At 33.7% G+C, this 20,900-nt stretch carries 12 protein-coding genes; all 12 read left to right on the plus strand.

All coding sequences use genetic code 11. The features are described 5' to 3' along the window. The first annotated feature begins 113 nt into the window (after positions 1 to 113). The 12 genes from HJ01_RS09910 (at position 114) to HJ01_RS09965 (ending at position 20,841) form a co-directional block, all read left to right on the plus strand. Positions 114 to 839: a bacteriorhodopsin-like gene (locus tag HJ01_RS09910; protein WP_007138255.1), complete on the plus strand. Its 726-nt coding sequence runs from the start codon at positions 114 to 116 to the stop codon at positions 837 to 839. Between the two features lie 227 nt (positions 840 to 1,066). Then, positions 1,067 to 2,137, plus strand: a complete 1,071-nt coding sequence (gene corA / locus HJ01_RS09915) for a magnesium/cobalt transporter CorA (RefSeq protein ID WP_007138256.1) — start codon at positions 1,067 to 1,069, stop codon at positions 2,135 to 2,137. A 100-nt stretch (positions 2,138 to 2,237) separates the two neighbouring features. Continuing rightward, entirely contained in the window at positions 2,238 to 4,331 is a 2,094-nt protein-coding gene (pta, locus tag HJ01_RS09920) for a phosphate acetyltransferase (RefSeq protein WP_007138257.1), read from the plus strand. An 85-nt stretch (positions 4,332 to 4,416) separates the two neighbouring features. Continuing rightward, positions 4,417 to 5,601, plus strand: a complete 1,185-nt coding sequence (locus tag HJ01_RS09925) for an acetate/propionate family kinase (protein ID WP_007138258.1) — start codon at positions 4,417 to 4,419, stop codon at positions 5,599 to 5,601. Between the two features lie 79 nt (positions 5,602 to 5,680). Then, positions 5,681 to 8,449: a histidine kinase gene (locus HJ01_RS09930; protein ID WP_007138259.1), complete on the plus strand. Its 2,769-nt coding sequence runs from the start codon at positions 5,681 to 5,683 to the stop codon at positions 8,447 to 8,449. Positions 8,450 to 8,691: 242 nt separating this feature from the next. Further along, positions 8,692 to 11,682: a SusC/RagA family TonB-linked outer membrane protein gene (locus HJ01_RS09935; RefSeq protein ID WP_007138260.1), complete on the plus strand. Its 2,991-nt coding sequence runs from the start codon at positions 8,692 to 8,694 to the stop codon at positions 11,680 to 11,682. 20 nt (positions 11,683 to 11,702) lie between these two features. Further along, positions 11,703 to 13,163, plus strand: coding sequence for a RagB/SusD family nutrient uptake outer membrane protein (locus HJ01_RS09940; RefSeq protein ID WP_007138261.1), 1,461 nt, complete (start codon positions 11,703 to 11,705; stop codon positions 13,161 to 13,163). Between the two features lie 26 nt (positions 13,164 to 13,189). Beyond that, complete coding sequence (locus HJ01_RS09945) at positions 13,190 to 14,008, plus strand: LamG domain-containing protein (RefSeq protein WP_007138262.1); 819 nt, start codon at positions 13,190 to 13,192, stop codon at positions 14,006 to 14,008. Between the two features lie 175 nt (positions 14,009 to 14,183). Next, complete coding sequence (locus tag HJ01_RS09950; RefSeq protein WP_007138263.1) at positions 14,184 to 15,566, plus strand: glucoamylase family protein; 1,383 nt, start codon at positions 14,184 to 14,186, stop codon at positions 15,564 to 15,566. 34 nt (positions 15,567 to 15,600) lie between these two features. Continuing rightward, positions 15,601 to 16,299: a prolyl oligopeptidase family serine peptidase gene (locus HJ01_RS09955; protein WP_007138264.1), complete on the plus strand. Its 699-nt coding sequence runs from the start codon at positions 15,601 to 15,603 to the stop codon at positions 16,297 to 16,299. 4 nt (positions 16,300 to 16,303) lie between these two features. Beyond that, positions 16,304 to 18,601 carry a beta-glucosidase BglX gene (bglX, locus tag HJ01_RS09960; protein WP_007138265.1) on the plus strand — a complete coding sequence of 766 codons (2,298 nt, stop codon included), beginning with the start codon at positions 16,304 to 16,306 and terminating at the stop codon, positions 18,599 to 18,601. Between the two features lie 143 nt (positions 18,602 to 18,744). Continuing rightward, the gene (locus tag HJ01_RS09965) at positions 18,745 to 20,841 is read left to right on the plus strand and encodes a glycoside hydrolase family 97 protein (protein WP_007138266.1); all 2,097 of its coding nucleotides are present in this window, start codon (positions 18,745 to 18,747) and stop codon (positions 20,839 to 20,841) included. Positions 20,842 to 20,900: the final 59 nt, after the last annotated feature.

Consider the following 20,900-nt stretch of genomic DNA (forward strand, 5'->3'; position numbering starts at 1 on the left):
AAAATTTAATTATTGTTTAAAATTAAGCAAAAAAGATTGAACATAATTGTTTTTGTTGTTTAACTTTTACTACATTTGACTGAACAAAATAATTATTTAAAAATATTTTCGTTATGACAAAATTTATGTTTATTTCAGGTTTAGTTGGGAAATTATCGCCAACAGATTATGTAGGGTTTACGTTCTTTGTAGGGTGTATGGCTATGATGGCCGCATCAGCATTTTTCTTTTTGTCTTTAAGTCAGTTTGACAAAAAGTGGCGTACTTCAGTATTGGTTTCAGGACTAATCACTTTTATTGCTGCGGTGCATTATTTCTACATGAGAGATTATTGGGCTTCATTTGGTGAATCACCGACATTCTTTCGTTATGTAGACTGGGTTTTAACTGTACCGTTAATGTGTTTAGAATTTTATCTGATACTAAAAGTAGCAGGTGCAAAGCAGTCTTTATTATGGAAAATGATCATTTATTCTGTAATAATGTTAGTTACAGGTTACTTAGGTGAAGTAGTAATGAAAGATAGTGCTGCTTTTTGGGGATTCATTTCCGGAGTTGCTTATTTCTTTATTGTTTATGAAATTTGGTTAGGCCAAGCTTCAAAATTAGCTGCGGCAGCAGGTGGAGAAATTCAAAAAGCACATAAAATTTTGTGTTGGTTCGTACTTGTTGGATGGTCAATTTATCCATTAGGATATATGATGGGAACTACAGGCTGGTATAACGGAGTTATTCCTAGTGGTAATATCGATGTGGTTTATAACATTGCGGATGCGATTAATAAAATTGGATTTGGTTTAGTAATTTACAATTTAGCTGTTTCGTCGCAAAAAGATTAATTCCTTTTTTTTTATATTTAATGTTAAAACCGAACTAGCGATAGTTCGGTTTTTTTGTTTTAGAGCTAAAAGATGATCATTGTCATAAATGAAATTGTAAATTGTCCATATATTTGTTACCAATAAAAATTCCCTGAAATTAATCTGTTATTTTAGAAATGCCAAAAAGGGAACAATCCGTAATATCCGGGTAGTTTTTTGTAGTACTACCTATTAAACAGTTTTGGATGAGAAAAATAAAATTTAAAAAAGGACCAAAGTCACAGTCAAGCAAATTAGAATATACGGGTCGTCACAAAAAGTTTGAGGCGGAAATGCAATTGTTTGTGTACGACGACCTGAGAGTTACCGAATATGAAGACTTTGAAATGTCGGATTTTAAAAAATGCATAGATCTAGCGCAAAATAACTGGCTTAATTTGCATGGCTTAAATGAAATTGAAATCATTGAAGGTATAGGGGCTTTTTTTAAAATAGATAACTTTCTACTTTCTGATATCTTAAATACCAGCAGGAGAACAAAGCTTGAAGAATTTCCGGATACTTTATTTTTTAATATAAAGTCCATGCTGCCCACAGAGCATTCTGATAATATCAGTGTAGAACAAATAAGTTTCTTGATAAAAGATGGGGTTTTGATTTCTTTTCAAGAGAAAAGGAGTGATTTTTTTATTCACATCAGAGAACGAATTCGAAACCATTCAGGTGTTGTCAGATCAAAAAAAGTAGATTTTTTACTCTACCTCCTATTGGATGCCATTATTGAGAATTTTTATGTTACAATAGAAAATGAAGAAGATAAAGTAGAGGAATTAATTAGTTTATCAAAGAATAGTGCGGACCCAGAAATTTTAGTGAGAATTGAGAAGCACAGGGATAACTTTAATTTCCTAAAGCGTTCCATAATTCCACTAAGGGATTCCTTATACGCTATCAAAATGTTGAAAGAAGATGAAGAATTTACTGTCATTGAACAGGAATCGTATAGTTATTTTTCGCGATTACATCAAAAAAGTTTGGAGCTGCTTGAACAAATAGATTCTGACATGGGAATGCTGGAGAGTGCCTCTAATTTTTTTTTCTCGTCCCAAACGCATAAGATGAATGAGATTATGAAAACTTTGACAATCGTTTCGGCAATATTTATTCCTTTAACTTTTATTGCAGGTGTTTATGGAATGAATTTCGAACACATGCCCGAATTACAGTATCAAAACGGGTATTTTGCCGTTATTGGTATTATGGCCCTAATCGTAGTGGGTATGATTGTCTATTTTAAAAGGAGGGATTGGTTTTAAGAAGAAGAGCAAAGTGACAAAGGTTAAAAGTAACATAGATTTAGGTAGCCTGATAAGGATTGACTCCATTTGAGTTGGAATAACAATAAAAATAAAGGAAATGAATAAGGCAATATATATAGCGACAAGTGAGCATAACAGTGGGAAATCAATTGTAACGCTAGGTTTAATGAGTATGCTTATTGGTAAAACCGCCAAAGTGGGGTATTTTAGACCTATAATCGAAGATTTTGAGGATGGTAAATTGGATAATCATATTGAAACTGTGATTGGTCATTTTGGTTTAGATATTTCTTTTGAGGATGCTTTTGCTATTACAAAAAGCAAATTGATCAAAAAGAAAAACAAAGGTAAAATCGGGGAAGTACTGGATTTAATTATTGAGAAATATAAAAAATTAGAGGAGCAGTTCGATTTTGTTTTGGTGGAGGGGACCAGTTTTAGCGGAGAAGGGACAGTCATTGAATTAGATATGAACGTGCTGATTGCGAAAAACCTGGGAATTCCAACTATTATTGTGGGTTCAGGAGTAGGTAAAACATTAGAAGAACTCATCGATAGTCTCTACCTGGCCTATGACTCATTTAAGGTAAAGGATGTTGAAGTATTGGCAGTTATTGCCAATAAAGTGCAGACTGAAAATATTAAATTGGTAACGGATGGTTTAAAGGCAAGCTTGCCAAAAGAGGTTTTGGTCAATGCCATTCCTGTTATTTCTAGTTTAAACAACCCTACAATTAAGGAAATTGTGGATGAGCTTGATGCTAAAGTTCTGTTTGGCGGTGAATTTTTGAATAATGAAATCGGGAATTTTAGTGTAGGAGCCATGCAATTACGCAACTATTTGTTGCATTTAAAGGAAAATGCCCTTGTCATCACTCCGGGAGATAGGGCTGATATTATTTTGGGTGCGCTACAGGCAAATGAATCGGCTAACTATCCTACGATCTCTGGAATAGTTTTGACTGGGAATATAGTTCCTGATGATAGCATCTTAAAATTAATTAAAGGGTTGACTAGTATTGTACCTATTATTTCTGTTGAAGGAGGAACTTATAGTATCACAAACAGAATAGGAAATATTAAGTCTAAGATCTACGCCAATAATACGCAAAAGATTGAGACTTCTATAAATACATTTGAGAAGTATGTTGATTTAGACAGTTTATCTGAAAAGCTGAGTGCTTTTGAAGCAGAAGGAATGACACCAAAAATGTTTCAATATAATCTGGTAAAAAGAGCTAAGAAACATAGAAAACATATCGTATTGCCTGAAGGGAATGATGATAGAATTCTAATCGCGACTTCTCGATTATTAGCAATGGATGTAGTTGATATTTCAATTATTGGAAACAAAAAACAAATAGAAAATAAAGTAGCAGAATTGGGAATCGCTTTTGATTTTTCGAAAGTAAAAGTCATTAATCCAATCGAATCTGAACAGTACGAGGATTATGTAAACACCTATTATGAGCTTCGTAAAGCTAAAAACGTAACACTGGGAATGGCCAAAGACTTAATGGAAGATGTGTCCTATTTTGGGACAATGATGGTCTATAAGGGAGATGCAGACGGAATGGTTTCTGGAGCGGCACATACCACCCAGCATACTATTTTGCCTGCTTTGCAATTCATTAAAACGAAACCGAATACCTGTATCGTTTCTTCGATATTTTTCATGTGTTTAGAAGATCGTGTTTCTGTTTTTGGTGATTGTGCCATTAACCCCAATCCAACCGCAGAGCAATTGGCGGAGATTGCGATTTCTTCAGCTGATTCAAGTTTAGCTTTTGGAATAGAACCTAAAATCGCCATGCTTTCTTATTCATCTGGATCATCAGGAAAAGGAGATGAGGTAGAAAAAGTAAGAGCCGCAACAGAAATAGTTCGTAAAAAACGTCCTGACCTTAAAATAGAAGGACCTATACAATATGACGCAGCCGTGGATATGGAAATTGGTCAAAGTAAAATGCCAAATTCAGAAGTGGCAGGGCAGGCTAGCGTACTTATTTTTCCTGATTTAAATACGGGAAACAATACTTATAAAGCAGTACAAAGAGAAACCGGAGCATTAGCCATAGGACCAATGTTGCAGGGCTTAAACAAGCCTGTAAACGATTTAAGCCGTGGTTGTACTGTTGATGACATAATCAATACAGTTGTTATTACAGCAATACAAGCGCAGGGATTGTAAAACTTTATGTAAAGATTGAAAAATTTAATGAGTTAAAAGTTAATTGTTTCGTCCTTCAATCTTTCCATTTTTAAATTTAAGTTTAATGAAAATAATAATAATAAATTCAGGTAGTTCATCTATAAAGTATCAGTTAATCAATATGCCTACGCAGGAAGTAATATGTAGTGGTATGATTGATAGAATAGGATTAGATACTTCAAATCTTACCTACGTAACCAGTAATACAAAATTAGATGAATCTCTACTAATTGCCAATCATAAAATAGGCTTAGAGAAGATTGCTCAGTTATTAATGGATGACCGTATAGGAGTAATTAAAAGCACTCAAGAGATTGATGCGATAGGACACCGCGTTGTTCATGGTGGTGCTACTTTTTCAAATACGGTTGTTATAAATGAAGAAGTCAAAGAAAAAATAAGACAACTTTTTGACTTGGCACCACTGCATAACCCTGCTAATTTAGAGGGGATAGATGTTGCCCAAGAAATTTTTGCAACAGCAAAACAAGTAGCCGTTTTTGATACTGCATTTCATCAGACTATTCCAGTAATAGCATACAAATATGCGATACCAAGCAAGCTTTTAACTGAAAAAAAAATACGAGTGTATGGTTTTCACGGAACAAGTCACAAATACGTTTCTGAAAAAGCAATAGAATATTTAGAGAAAAGTTCAAAAATAATTAGCATTCACCTAGGTAATGGCTGCAGTATGACTGCAATTCAGGATGGGAAAAGTATGGATCATACGATGGGTTTTTCCCCGTCAAATGGATTGATAATGGGAACAAGAAGCGGAGATATTGATCATTCATTAATATTTTATTTGATAAATACGTTAGGATATACACCAACCGAGGTAAATAATTTATTGCTTAAAGAAAGCGGAATGCTCGGACTTACTGGATACAGTGATTTGAGAGATATTGAATCTAATGCTGAAAAGGGTAATGTTGATTGCCAGTTAGCTCTTGCAATGAATGCTTATCGAATAAGGAAATATATTGGTTCCTACACGGCAGCAATGAATGGCCTCGATGCTATAATTTTTACTGCTGGAATCGGTGAAAACTCATCTTATATCAGAAAATTAGTGTGTACGGATATGGATTATTTCGGTATTGAAATAGACATGGAAAAGAATGAAATTCGTTCAAAAGAAATAAGGGAAATTAACACTTTAACTTCCAGAACAAAAATCATGGTGATTCCGACTAACGAAGAATTAGAAATTTCCAATCAGGTTTATAATTTACTTTTGAACTAAAATCATATACTATAGTATTCTAAAGCCTCTCATATGAGAGGCTTTTTTATGTCCAAAAATCGAATAAATGTAATTATATTTGAAAACAAAAAAACTTCTCGCATTGAAAGCTAAGACAATATCACTACTCTTTTTCTATATTTTATCTCTTCAATTGTATGCTCAGGACTTACTCCCTTTTGTAGAAAACTACAGTAAATCGAATTATCAAGGGGATAACCAAATTTGGAATGTAGCCCAGGGAAATGACGATGCTATGTATTTTGCTAATAACCATTATTTATTACGTTATAATAGTGTGAAGTGGGAAAAGTATATGTTGCCTGATAAAACCATTATCCGTTCGATCATGGTAGATGGAGATAAGCTTTATTCGGGTTCCTACAAGGAATTTGGATATTGGTCTCGAACAGGAGGGAAGATGAATTATGTTTCCATTTCCAAGGGCAATAAGGTTTTTGATGAAAATGAGAACGAGGAAATTTGGAAGATTTTTAAATTTAAGGATAAAATTTATTTTCAATCGTTTAATATCCTTTTTATTTATGACGGTAAATTTATTAAGAAAATGAAACTTCCATTTCTTGTTTCTTATTGCTTTATAGTTGATAATCAAATTTTAATCGCATCTGTGGAGAAAGGAGTTTTTAGAATGAGAAACTCGAAAGTTGAAAAAATACAACGTTGGGGTGTTTTAGAGAATAATGTCATTCATTCCATTGAAAAGTATAAAAATAAAACATACATCTTTACTAAAAAGAATGGCGTTTATATTGACGAAAAAGGAAGTTTAAGTTCTTGGAAAAACCCTTTGAATGAAACTTTAAAAATGGCAAATATCAATGTTGCTAAGTTCATTAAGAATAATAAACTGGTAATAGGAACTGCAAGCGAAGGTATTTATGTTTTAGACTTAAGCAATGATACTTATAAAAACATCAATCGAAATAATGTATTGATGAATAATTCTATTTTGAGCATTGGTTTAGATAAAGAAAATGATTTGTGGTTGGGACTCGACAATGGGATTGCGCACATCGAAGTCAATACACCTATTTCTATTTTTTCTGATAATTCTGGAGTTTTAGGTTCTGTATATTCAGTTGCAACCACTGATAAAGGCTATTTAATGGCTTCTAATCATGGTGTTTTTAAATATGAAGACAAGCATTTCTCATCAGTTCCAAGTATGCAAGGGCAGGCTTGGAATATTAGTAAAATAAACAGTAAATATCTTATTGGTCATAATGAAGGTACTTTCATTTATGAAAACAATATTTTCTCTAAATTAAATGATAGAAATGGGGGATGGAACCTTACGAAAAGTAATATTGATAATTCGTATTTGCAGGCAACATACAGTGGGATTACTATTTACAATGACGGCAATGACTTGTCTAAAAAGGTTGATATAAAAGGTCTTTTGAAGCCTATAAAATATGTTGCTCAAAATAAAAAAAATGAAATTTGGGCGGCGGATAATTACAGAGGCTTGTATCGAATTCAGTTAAATGAGAATTATGAAACTATCCATGTGGAAAATGTGAGCCAAATGAATAGTATTGCTAATGATTTTGGAGTGAAGATATTTGAGTTTAGAACAGAAATTCTCTTTTTAATTCATAATTCATGGTACACTTATAATTCCATTACGAAGCAGTTAGAGAAGAATGAGTTGTTTAATTCTAATTTTAGAAACATTTCAGATATTGTAGCTATAGATAACGGACATTTTATGGTTTTAAAAGAGGGGGTTTTGTACCCTATCACCGTGAATGGAAATAAATTTGTTTGGAATAGCATCCAAGAAAAATATTATGAAGGTAAGATCATAAATGATAATTTAAAAATATTTAAAGATAAGAATAGCTATTTATTAAACTTGGATGACGGATTTATATCTCTTCAAGTAGCAAACAACACTAAAACTAATCATGAAATTAGGATCGAAGCTTTTAATAATGGGAACCTAATCGATGACCAATCAAGAATAAAGTATAATTCAGATTTAAATATAAATGTGGTTTCCGGGCTTTATGGAGCTGGAAAACCGAGTTTGTTTTATAAGGTTGATAAATCATCAGATTTTATTCCGGTTAAGGAAGGGTTGATTATTTTGAATAATTTAGATAATGGTAATCACATTCTAAATGTTTACAAGCATGATGGATTACAATATACTAAAGTCTCTACTTTTAGTTTTACGGTGTCAAAACCATGGTATTTTTCTTTTTGGATGGTTTTATTGTATCTATTTTTGGTGGGCACAATTTTATACGTTTATTATAAATGGAATAAAATGCGATATATTCAAAAACTAGAATTGAGAGAAGAGGAACTGAAGCATCAAAAGAAAATTCTTGAGATTGAACTTAAGTCAGAAAATGAATTGAACAGCCAAGAGTATGAAAAGCACATTTTAGAACTAGAATTACAATCTAAATCTTCAGAGGTTGCTGGTAAATCACTTTCTATAGCGAAACAAAGTGAAATGATTGAAAGTATTCAAACTATTTTAGATAATGAGTCAGATTTTAATAAACTAAAAAGTGAAATTAAAAAAGCCATTAAAATTAATGCTGTAAATAAGCATGAGTGGGAAACATTTGAGACTAATTTGAATCAGATTCACAATGAGTTTATAATAAACCTTTCTAAAAAGTTTCCAAATCTAACTCGAAAGGATATTAAACTTTGTATCTATTTAAAAATGAACCTTTCGTCAAAAGAAATTGCTCCAATGATGAATATTTCATATCGAGGTGTAGAACTGCATCGCTACCGCCTTAGAAAGAAATTAAACCTTATTCAGGATGAAAATCTATCTAAATTTTTATTAATGATATAAAAAAGGTTTTATTTTTATAGATATTATATTATTTTAATCTTTTTTCTACGTAATTACAACTCATCATTACTACATCATAGTGATGTAGTCTGGTACTCATATATCAATCATAGTCGCTTTAAAACGTTGATCGTTTGCTCTGTTTTAATCTTATGATGTGGCTGTGTAGTAATTTCTTTATAGTTACTATAACGTTGTAATTATCTAATTTGGCTCCACTAACTTTAACAAACTATTAATACATGAGAAATTTTATTTTTAGCTTTTTAGCACTCATTCTACTCCCAGCTTATATGTCTGGTCAAGTAATAAAGGGAAAAGTATTAGATAAAGAGGGTTTGGGAATTCCAGGAGCAATAATTATCGCCCTTAATTCAAATACCAATACTGATACTGATTTTGACGGGAATTTTAGTATCAACGCTAAAAGCGGTGAGGGACTGAAAATTTCAATGATTGGTTTTGAAACTTTAACTGTAGGGGCTAAAAGTACGCCTATGGTTATAACAATGCAAGTTTCAAAGAGTATGCAATTGGATGAAATTGTAGTTATCGGTTATGGTAGCGCAAAAAAGAGAGATTTAACGGGCTCTATTGTTAAAATTGAAGGTAAAACTGTAGCAGATAAACCAAATGCTAATCCAGTTGCCTCTTTACAAGGTAAAGTTGCAGGTTTATCTGTGGTAAACTCAGGTAGACCGGGACAAGAACCAGACATCCGTATACGAGGGACTGTTAGTAGAAATCAAACTAAACCTTTATATGTTGTTGATGGAATTTTTAGTACTGATATAAGCTATATCAACTCTAATGATATCGAGTCTATTGAAATTCTTAAAGACCCTTCTTCTTTAGCCATTTTTGGGGTAAGAGGTGCAAATGGTGTTATTCTTGTTTCAACAAAGCAAGGTAAAGCAGGTAAAATGAGTATAAACTTCAACACTTCTACAGGGGTTAAAAGTATTGTAGGTACACCAAAAGTTGCTAATGCAGCGCTATTTAAGCAATTGTATGATGAGCAAAGAGTAAACGATGGTGCTCCTCCTTATGCTTATTATAATTTATTTAATAGTGATACAGATTGGATTAACCAAATAGAGAATAAAGGAGCGATAGTACAAAATACTAACCTAAGTATTCAAAGCGCTACTGACAATAATAAGTTAAGTTTAGGGTTTGGATTTTTAAAAGAAGAAGGTGTTATCCGCAATGAAAATTTACAAAAAATTACATTTAATGTAAATGACGAGGTTAAGGTTTCTGATAAATTAAAATTTGGAATAGGATTAAATGGAATAAAATCAAAACTACCTGTTGGTAATAACTTTGGTTCGGCATTAAATGCAACTCCTATTGTTAGTCCTTACAACGCAGATGGTGTTTATAATCAATTGCCAGTTCAAATTGGAGGTGCACAAATTGGAAATCCTTTGATTCCAGTTAATGAAGAATCTGATACAAATATTAATAATCAATATAGATTTGTAGGTAATGTTTATGGAGAATTAAAATTATTAAAGGACTTTACTTTTAGAATTGGATATTCAGGGGATATGGATATTAGAAAGGGAAGAAGTTATGTGCCATTAATTGATGTATTTGCTGCTGAAAGCAATCAAGTTACATCTTATTCTGGTAGAACTTTGACAAGTGTATCTCAATACAATACAACTGTCCAAAATTTTCAACAAGATTATTTATTAACATATAATAAAAAATTTGGAGATCATAGTTTAACATTTTTAGCTGGTTACAATTCTTTTCAAGAATATTTAGAAAGTATCAGTGGTTCTGTGAAGCAAAAGATAGGGGGCGAGCCGATACCAAATGATCCTAGATGGTGGTATTTAAATGTATTTCCTTATGGAGATCAAGCTACAAGGGTTTCAAATTCTGAGCAATGGGAAAGAGCAACTACTTCTACTTTATTTCGTGCCTTATATAATTACAAAGGAAAATATATCGTAAATGGATCTTTTAGAAGAGATTCTTCTTCTGAATTGCCTAAAGACACAAGAGATCAAAACTTCTGGTCTATAGGTGCTGCCTGGGAATTAGGAAAAGAAAAATTCATGGAGAACAGCGGTATTAACACTTTGAAAATTAAAGGTTCTTATGGAGAACTTGGAAATCAATATAATGCGGTTCATTATCCGTATTTACCTAATTATACTACCGGTGCATCAGCAGTATTTGGTTCTACTTTAGTACCTGCTTTTGTCTTGGCATATAGAAATACAGACAATTTAAAATGGGAAACGGTAACATCTTATGAAGGTGGTTTTGAATTAACTACTTTTAAAGATCGTTTAAGTTTTGATGCTACTTATTACAATAAAACTACCAAAGATTTATTGGTTTTTGTTACGCAAGGAAACGAAAATTTCTATACAAATGCTGGGGAAATTGAAAATAAAGGTTTTGAATTTTCTACATCTTGGGATGACAAGGTTTCAGACAAATTTTCTTATTCTATTAGCGGAAACTTAACTACGCTCAACAACAAAGTTAATTCAGTTTTCGAACCTGGATATGAAATCTTTTCAGGTCCAACTCGTACAAGTGCAGGTAATCCTATAGGTTCATTCTACGGATATGAAGTGGAGGGGATATACCAATCTTATGCTGATGTTTTATCTTCACCTGTTAGTACCTTAGGTAGTTATGGTCCTGGTGATTTTAAATATAAAGATGTTAACGGAGATGGAACAATTACTACTGATGACAGAAAGGTAATTGGAAATCCTACACCAGACTTTACTTATGGTTTTAGCACAAGCGTAAGCTATGATAAATTTTCATTAGCTATTGATTTACAAGGAGTATATGGAAATGAAGTATGGAGAAACTGGGGTAACGGCAGTACTTTTGCTCAATTTAACTATAGAGATGCAAGAGAAGACAGATGGACTGGAGCTGGAACGTCAAATTGGGAGCCTAGATTATCTGAAGCTTCAGGATATAACAAATTAAATTCTACTTATAATGTAGAAGACGGTAGTTATATCAGAATTAGAAATGTACAATTGGCCTATAACTTTAAACCGTTTAGTGCACAAAACATTACTTTTCAAAGTATGAAACTGTTCTTAAATGCTCAAAATTTACATACTTGGAAACACAATTCAGGTTTCACTCCTGAAGCAGGTGGATCTCCTATTGAGTTTAGTATTGATAACGGAGGATATCCTTTACCTGTAATAACAAGTATAGGTTTTAGTGCGACATTTTAATAAAATTAAAAATTTAAGATATGAAATATATTTCATTACGAATTAAGTATTCATTATTTGCAGTACTTATTTTAACATCCTTTTCTTCATGTACGGATTTAGATACTAAGCCTTTAGGGACAGCAGTAGATGGGGATTTAAGTGCTGGAGGATTCGAAGCTCAAGCATTTGGATTATATGGACAACTTCGAACTTCGGCAGTTTCAGACTGGACGAGATATTGGTTTCAATGTATTCGTTCCGATGATGCAGCCAAAGGAAGTTCTCCTACTGATCAAGCCGAACAAGCAAACTCGTTTGACAATTTTAATTATTCAAAAACATCTTTTTTTAACGGGAATAACTGGAATGACCACTACAAGGTAATTTATGCCTGTAATGATTTGATCGATGCAATTGAAAAATCAGGTTTGACTGATAATGGTACAATGGTTAATAAAGCAGAAGCTAAAGTCTTAAGAGCATTTTTGTATTTTGATTTAAGAAGGGATTATGGCGAAGTACCTTTGATTGAAAACAAAGTTGTAGTTCCTTCTGATGGGGTTAAAGCAAAATCTACTGTTGCGCAAGTTGATGCTTTCATCAAAGCGGATTTAGAGTTTGCTAGCCAAACGCTACCAGCGAGCTGGTTGTCTTTTCCAGGTAGAGCGACTAAAGGTTTTGCAAATGCTATGCTAGCAAAACTGTATTTATATCAAGGTAATTATGCAGCTTCTTTGGCAAAAAGTCAAGAAATCATAACTTCAGGAGTATATAATTTAGAACCATCATATAAGACATTATTCTCCATTGATGGTAATAACTCAAAAGAATCTGTTTTTGAAGTTCAGCAATTGGTTATTTCAACTGGACAAAGTTTTTCAAATAATTATTTTGTTTCGCAGGGAGTAAGAGGTTCAGGAGTTTGGGATTTAGGTTGGGGTTTTAATGTTCCTACTCCCGCTTTAGTTAATGCTTTTGAAGCTGGTGATCCTAGAAAAGGAGAAACTATTTTGACTTCAGGTCAAGATGATGGTGGTTATGGAAGTGGAACTTTACCAGCAGCTCCGCCATTAGATCAAATGTATTGGAATAAAAAAGCATATACCGAGGCTAGTGTAAGAGCAAAGTTAGGATTAAAACAAAATACTTGGGAAAACATCAAAATAATTAGATATGCTGATGTCCTTTTAATGGCTGCTGAGGCTGCAGTTCAAACAGGAAATGCTTCGGCAACTGGCTATTTGAATCAGGTGAGAGCAAGAGCAAGAGGTGGTGCAAATGTTCTTCCAAATGTGGTTGCAACTTTGGCAACTATCAAGCAAGAGAGAAGAGTTGAATTTGGGATGGAAAATGAACGCTTTTATGATTTAGTTCGTTGGGGTGACGCTCCAGCAGTATTGGGAGGTTTAGGATACCAACCTAAAAACGCTTTGTATCCAATTCCACAAACTGCTATCGATCAAGCACAAGGTGTTTTAATTCAAAACTCAAACTATTAATTTCAATTATAAAAAAAATAGTAATTATGAAAATACATATTCATTTTATTAAAAAAATCACTTTTGTAGTTGCGGCTGCAACGGTGCTGTTCAGCTGTCAAGAAATGGACAGGCCTGAATTAGGAAATTATCCTCAGGATGCTAATGCGGTAGGAGGACCTTTAAAATTTTATGTTCCCTTTGACGATACAACTATTGATCCGGTAAAATTTGCCGTTGATAATATTAGAGCAAAATTTCCAACTGATAATCCATTAACGGCTACAGAGGGTATCTCTGGTAAGGGTGTAAAAGGAGGAATTCCAAAAAAGTTCATTGCTTATCCTTCTGCTAATGATTTTGCTGTAACAGCATCAAGTATGACTGTTGCATTCTGGTCTAAACATGGAGTGCCAACTCAAACTGAATTTGCTTTTGCTTTAACAAGTGATAACTGGGCTAAAGCATCTATGTTCGGATTATTTGAGGGAAGCGCAACTAATGCTGTTGTTAAAATATTTGTAGACGAACAAGGTACAGGTGATCATTGGTTCGAATGGGTAGGTGTTCCAGGTACTGCGGTAATATTTGATAATCAATGGCATCATTTAGCTTTTGTTTATGACCAAGCCACTTCTGTTATGACTTTTTATATTGATGGTGTTGTAAAGGGAACAAATACTTGGGCTAATCACGGGCCGATTAAATTTAATGCTGCAAAAATTAATGGCTTTAGATTAGGTGGTTCTGGAAACCCAGACGAAGGCTGGATGAACTCATGGAGTGGATCTCTAGATAATTTTAGATTATACAATACTCCACTTAGCAGTGCTGAGGTAACTACTTTATTGACTGAAAAAAAATAATGCATATAAGCTTGTTTTAGTTCATGCTACAACAAGCTTTTTTTATAGGATCAATAGATTTGCTTATACTTTATATAAAATATATTTCTAAATAATATATGTTTAATACTTTCCTGAAATTGCAATATTTGTATTGTGATTAGGGGGTATTTGGCTTAATTTTTAAATTACAAAAATGAAAAACATTGCAGTATTACTACTAATTATATTTGCAGTAAGTTGTGATTCATCATCAAAAACGCAACAAGCAACATCAGATGATGTACCTGCTAATCCTAGTCCTATTATCGAGAAAATCTCTAATGACGTACTTATAGAATTGGTACAAAAGCAGACTTTTACCTATTTTTGGACTTATGCGCAATCCAATTCTGGAATGGCAAGAGAGCGTTATATTCCATCCAATCCTTCTTTTGAACAGAATATAGTTACTACTGGGGGATCAGGTTTTGGTTTAATGAGTTTAGTCTCAGGAATCTCTCGTGGATATATCACAAGAGAACAAGGAGTGCAAAGACTGAGTAAGATTGCTGATTTTTTAGAAAAGGCTGATCGCTTTCATGGTGCTTGGCCACATTGGATCGATGGAACAACAGGAAAAGTAATTCCTTTTGGTACTAAGGATAATGGAGGAGATCTAGTGGAAACCTCTTTTTTAGTGGCAGGGATGATAACAGTTAGAGAATACCTTAAAGATGGAACTACAGAAGAAAAGGCAGTAGGTCAAAAATTTGATCAATTATGGAAAGGTGTGGACTGGCAATGGTATACTAATAATCAAAATAAATTATATTGGCATTGGTCGCCTACTTACGATTGGCAAATGAATTTTCCATTAGAAGGTTATAATGAATGCTTAATTACTTATGTATTGGCCGCATCCTCACCTACACATACCATAGATGCAAAAGCCTACCATGAAGGATGGGCAAGAAATGGTGGGATAATATCTTCTGATAAAAAGTATGATTTACCTCTAATTTTAAAGCATAATGGTGCTCAGGAATATGGAGGGCCTTTATTCTGGGCGCATTATTCCTATCTAGGTTTGGATCCGAATCAGTTAACTGATCAATATGCTAATTATTGGGATCTAAATTTAAATCAAACTAAAATCAATTATTTGCATTGTATAGAAAATCCGTTTGGTTACAAAGGATACGGTGCTAATTATTGGGGATTGACAGCTTCTTATTCTAGAAACAACGACGGAAGTGTAGGGTATGATGCACATATGCCAAGTAATGATAAAGGAGTTATTTCTCCAACAGCAGCAGTTAGCTCAATAGTATATACTCCGGCAGAATCAATAGCGCTTATGAGAAATCTATATGAGAATTATAAGTCGGATGTTTGGGGTGTTGCAGGTTTTTACGATGCACATAGTATACATGATAATTGGATAGCTCAGCGGTATTTAGCTATCGATCAAGGTCCAGAAGTCGTTATGCTAGAAAACTACCGCACAGGATTGCTATGGAAATTATTTATGAATGCTCCAGAAGTAAAACAAGGACTAATAAAGCTTGGATTTCATTCTGGTAAATATGGATTTTAGAAAAGGTTATACATTAAATATAAAAATTTTAGATATGAAAAAAACTATTCTTTTTCTGTTTTTAATAATAACAGTATGCTCTAATGCTCAAAAGGAGATTAACGGGAAAATTAAAACAGAAATCGTTACTACCCACGAACTAAATTATGCATTGCATTTGCCTGTAAATACAAAAGAGAAGAAGCCTCTGATTATTTTTCTACATGGTTCTGGAGAAAAAGGAGCTGATATTGAATTAGTGAAAATGCATGGTCCTTTTAAATATTTGAAGTCAAATTCATTAGACGCTTATGTTTTGGCTCCGCAATGTCCAGATAATGAATATTGGGACTCTGAAGTATTGTACCAATTGATTTTAAAAATTCAAAAAGAGAATAATATTGACCCCAACAGAATTTATCTAACAGGATTAAGTATGGGAGGCTGGGGAGCATGGAATTTAGCTTTTGCGCACCCTGAAATGTTTGCTGCTTTAGTACCTATTGCAGGGTTTGTAGATCGTGTTCCTATGATTGAAAACTGTAAAATAGCATCTATTCCCATTAGAATTTTTCATGGTTTAGTAGATGATGTTGTGGATGTTAATTATTCGATTGCTATTTACAAAAAACTGAAACCTTGCAATAGTAATATTGAACTGACCATTTTTGACGATGCAAATCATGATAGTTGGACACGAGTATATGATAACAAAGAAATTTACGATTGGATGTTCCAACAAACAAAAAAATAACAAAATGAATAACAAATTAATTATAGCGTTTTTATGCTTTTCTCTATTTGGCTACAGCCAAAAAAAAGCGTCAAAAAAAGTAGTTGAAATTAAACCAAAAGCAGAGTTTGTAGCTGATTTAATTGCAAAGATGACTTTGGATGAAAAAATTGGACAATTAAATTTACCTACATCAGGAGATATCACCACAGGAGCTGCTAACAGCTCTAATGTGGCTAAAAACATAGAAGAAGGTAAAGTAGGCGGTTTATTTAATATTAAGTCGGCACAAAAGATTAGAGAAGTTCAAAAAGTGGCTGTTGAAAAAAGTCGATTGAAAATTCCATTGCTTTTTGGCATGGATGTCATTCACGGTTATGAAACTACCTTTCCTATTCCGCTAGGATTATCATGTACCTGGGACATGAAATTAATCGAGCGCAGTGCACAAATTGCAGCTCAAGAAGCTAGTGCTGACGGAATCAACTGGACATTTTCGCCAATGGTTGATATTTCTCGTGACCCACGTTGGGGAAGAGTTTCTGAAGGATCTGGTGAAGATGCTTATTTAGGTAGCCAAATTGCAAAAGCAATGGTCAACGGTTACCAACAAGATGATCTTTCTAAAAACAATTCTATTTTATCCTGTGTAAAACATTTTGCTTTATATGGCGCATCAGAAGCGGGACGGGATTATAATACCGTTGATATGAGTAGAATTAAAATGTATAATGATTATTTTCCCCCTTATAAAGCAGCGGTTGACGCCGGTGCTGGTTCTGTGATGGCTTCGTTTAATGAAGTTGACGGAATTCCTGCTACTGGAAATAAATGGTTAATGACTGATGTATTAAGAAAAGAATGGGGCTTTAAAGGCTTTGTTGTGACGGATTACACTGGTATTCCTGAAATGATGGCACACGGAGTGGGCGATTTACAAACTGTATCCGCGCTAGCGCTAAATGCCGGAATTGAAATGGATATGGTAGGAGAAGGTTTCTTGACTACGTTAAAGAAATCTTTGGCAGAAAATAAAGTGACTATAGAGCAAATCGATAATGCGGTTCGTCTTATTTTAAATGCCAAATATGATCTTGGACTTTTTCAAGATCCTTACAAATACTGTGATGTAAAAAGAGCTAAAACTGAAATTTTTACTAGCTCCAATAGATTAGAAGCTAGAAATATAGCTGCTCAATCGTTGGTCTTACTTAAAAACGAAAAACAACTATTGCCATTAAAAAAATCAGGAACTATTGCAGTAATCGGCCCATTGGCTGATGCCAAAGAAAATATGGCAGGTACTTGGAGTGTGGCTACAAACATGGATAAATCCATATCACTTATAGCAGGAATTAAAGAAGTGGCGGCTAATGCAAATGTGCTGTACGCCAAAGGAAGTAATCTAGATTATTATGCTGCTTTTGAAGAAAAAGCTACTATGTTTGGAAAAACACTACATAGGGACGGCAGAACTAAAGAGGTACTGTTGGCTGAAGCTTTAAAAATCGCAAATCAATCTGATATTATCGTCGCAGCCCTAGGAGAATCAGCTGAAATGAGTGGAGAGAGTAGTAGCAGAACGAACCTTGAAATTCCACAAGCACAAAAAGATTTATTGCAAGAATTATTAAAAACAGGAAAACCTGTAGTATTAGTTTTATTTACGGGACGTCCTTTGGTTCTAGTACAGGAAAATGAAACTGTACCTGCAATTTTGAATACATGGTTCGCGGGAAGTGAAGCAGGAAGCGCAATTGCGGATGTTTTATTTGGTGATGAAAACCCTTCTGGAAAATTAACGGCTACTTTTCCAAGAAGTGTAGGGCAGGTGCCTATTTACTACAGTCATAAAAATACTGGAAGACCAATAGGTAATAAAGAAGGAAAATTTGAAAAATTCAAATCGAATTATATTGACGAAAGAAACGAGCCTTTATACCCTTTTGGTTTTGGATTAAGTTACACCACATTCGATTATTCAAATTTGAAAATTTCTTCTGAGAAGATAAATTTCAATGAGAAGATCAATGTTAGTGTTGAAGTTTCGAATACTGGAAATTATGAAGGAAAAGAAGTAGTTCAACTGTATTTAAGAGATGTAGTTGGTTCAGTAACTAGACCCGTAAAAGAATTAAAAGGCTTTCAAAAAATAGCCCTTAAAAGAGGAGAGAAACAAACAGTGACATTTGAAATTTCATCTGAAGATTTGAAATTTTATAACTCTGATTTGGAATTTGTTGCTGAAACGGGAAAATTTGAAGCTTTTATTGGCGGAAGCTCAGACACAGAAAATAAAGTTGGTTTTGAGTTAAATAAATAGTTTGGTTTTGTTTTAACTTGGTGTGCCCTTCGGTTTAATTACCGAAGGGTTTTTTTAAAAGGAATATCTAATTATGTAATGGTGGCTAGTTGTTAAATATGGTTTTACTATTTTAGCCCTACTAAAAACAAAAAAACAAAAATATGAAACATTTTTTATCAGGTATTCTGTTTTTCACTCTGAGCTTACTTCAAGCACAAAGTGTGGCATCACCATCAAAAAAAATCACTTTAGATTTTAAACTTACAGCAAAAGGACAACCAACTTATACTGTAAGCTATAAAAATAAGGATGTGGTGCAAGAAAGCGCAATGGGTATCAAACTGAAAGAAAAGCCTGCTCTGGATGCAAACTTCACTATCCTAGGGACAAAAAATGCCACTTTCAATGAGTCTTGGAAACCTGTTTTAGGAGAACAGTCTTCAATTGTAAATCATTATAATGAATTAACAGTTTCGCTTATTCAAAACGAAACAAATGTAAAAATGAATGTCATTTTTAGAATTTTTGACGAGGGAATTGCTTTTAGATATGATTTTCCAAAGCAAACAGAGTTAAATTATTTTATTATTTCTGATGAGGTTACGCAATTCAATTTGACTGAAAACTATAAAACCTTTTGGATTCCAGGAGATTTTGATAGTAATGAATATGAGTACAATGAAACAAAGTTATCAGAAATTGATAATTCTAAAATTGATATGAATAATGGTATTGGCGTAAAATCAATTCCCGGAAAACATATCGTTCAATCTCCATTGATGATGAAATCGGATGCTGGATTATATGTTAATATTTTTGAAGCAGCAGTAGTTAATTACCCAGTAATGCACCTTAATGTAGATGTTAACAAGTACAAATTAACAGCTCAATTGGTTCCTAATGCCATCGGTGACAAAGCGTATTTACAAACTCCCTGCGTATCTCCTTGGAGAACAATTATGATTAGTGATGATGCAAGAGATATTGTTAGTTCTAAAATGATTTTGAATTTAAATGAACCGTCAAAAATTGAAGATACATCTTGGATTAAACCGATGAAGTATGTTGGAATCTGGTGGGAAATGCATGTAGGGAAATCAACATGGGATTATGCAGGCTCTCAAAACGCTACTAATTTTGCAGATGCTCCTAAGGCTTCAGGAAAACACGGTGCTACTACAGAGAACACAAAAAGATACATTGATTTTGCAGCTAAAAATGGTTTTGATGGTGTATTGGTAGAAGGATGGAATGTAGGTTGGGAAGATTGGAACGGAAACTGGAAGGAAGAGGTTTTTGATTTCACAACACCTTACCCTGATTTTGATATCGCTGCCATTTCGGCTTATGCGAAATCAAAAAATGTGAAAATGATCATGCATCATGAAACCTCGGGCTCTGTAGCTAATTATGAGCGCCATTTGGATCGCGCTTTCGAGAACATGGTTAAATATGATTATCCCGCTGTAAAAACAGGCTATGTGGGTAAAATTATTCCACGAGGAGAATTTCATGACGGCCAAACGATGGTCAATCATTTTAATTTTGTTGCCAGACGTGCGGCCGATTATAAATTAATGGTGAATTCACATGAGTCTTCACGCCCAACAGGTTACGGAAGAACGTATCCAAATTATGTTGCTGCCGAGGCCGCCCGTGGTAATGAGTTTAATGCATGGAGTGTGGGAAATCCGCCAATGCATGAGACTATTTTACCATTCACAAGACTTCTTGGAGGACCAATGGATTATACACCGGGTATTTTTGAAATCAAAATGAGTTATTATGATAAAAGTAAAACCGAGCAGGTTCACACGACTTTAGCCAAACAATTAGCCTTATACGTAACCATGTATTCTCCAATTCAAATGGCAGCTGATTTACTTGAAAATTATGAAAAATATCCAGATGCTTTTCAGTTTATAAAAGACGTAGCTGTAGATTGGGATGAAAGTAAATATCTTCAAGCTGAACCGGGTGATTATTTAACAGTAGTTAGAAAAGCCAAAGGTTCAGAATCTTGGTTCCTAGGAGCAATTACCGATGAAAACGCAAGAGAATCTGAAATCAAATTGGATTTCTTGACTAAAGGACAAAAGTATAAAGCCATCATCTATGAAGATGCAAAAAATGCCGATTGGAAAACAAATCCTATCGCTTATAAAATAAGAACAGTAACAGTAACTAGTAAATCAAAAATCAATTTGAATTTAGCTCCAGGAGGAGGAACAGCGATTAGTTTCGAACTAATGAATTAAAATAGGGATCTCCTGCAAGTGTTATAAATTCATTTCACAATTTTATGGGTTGGGTATAA

The organism is Flavobacterium frigoris PS1 (genome assembly GCF_000252125.1).
GTDB classification, from domain to species: domain Bacteria; phylum Bacteroidota; class Bacteroidia; order Flavobacteriales; family Flavobacteriaceae; genus Flavobacterium; species Flavobacterium frigoris_A.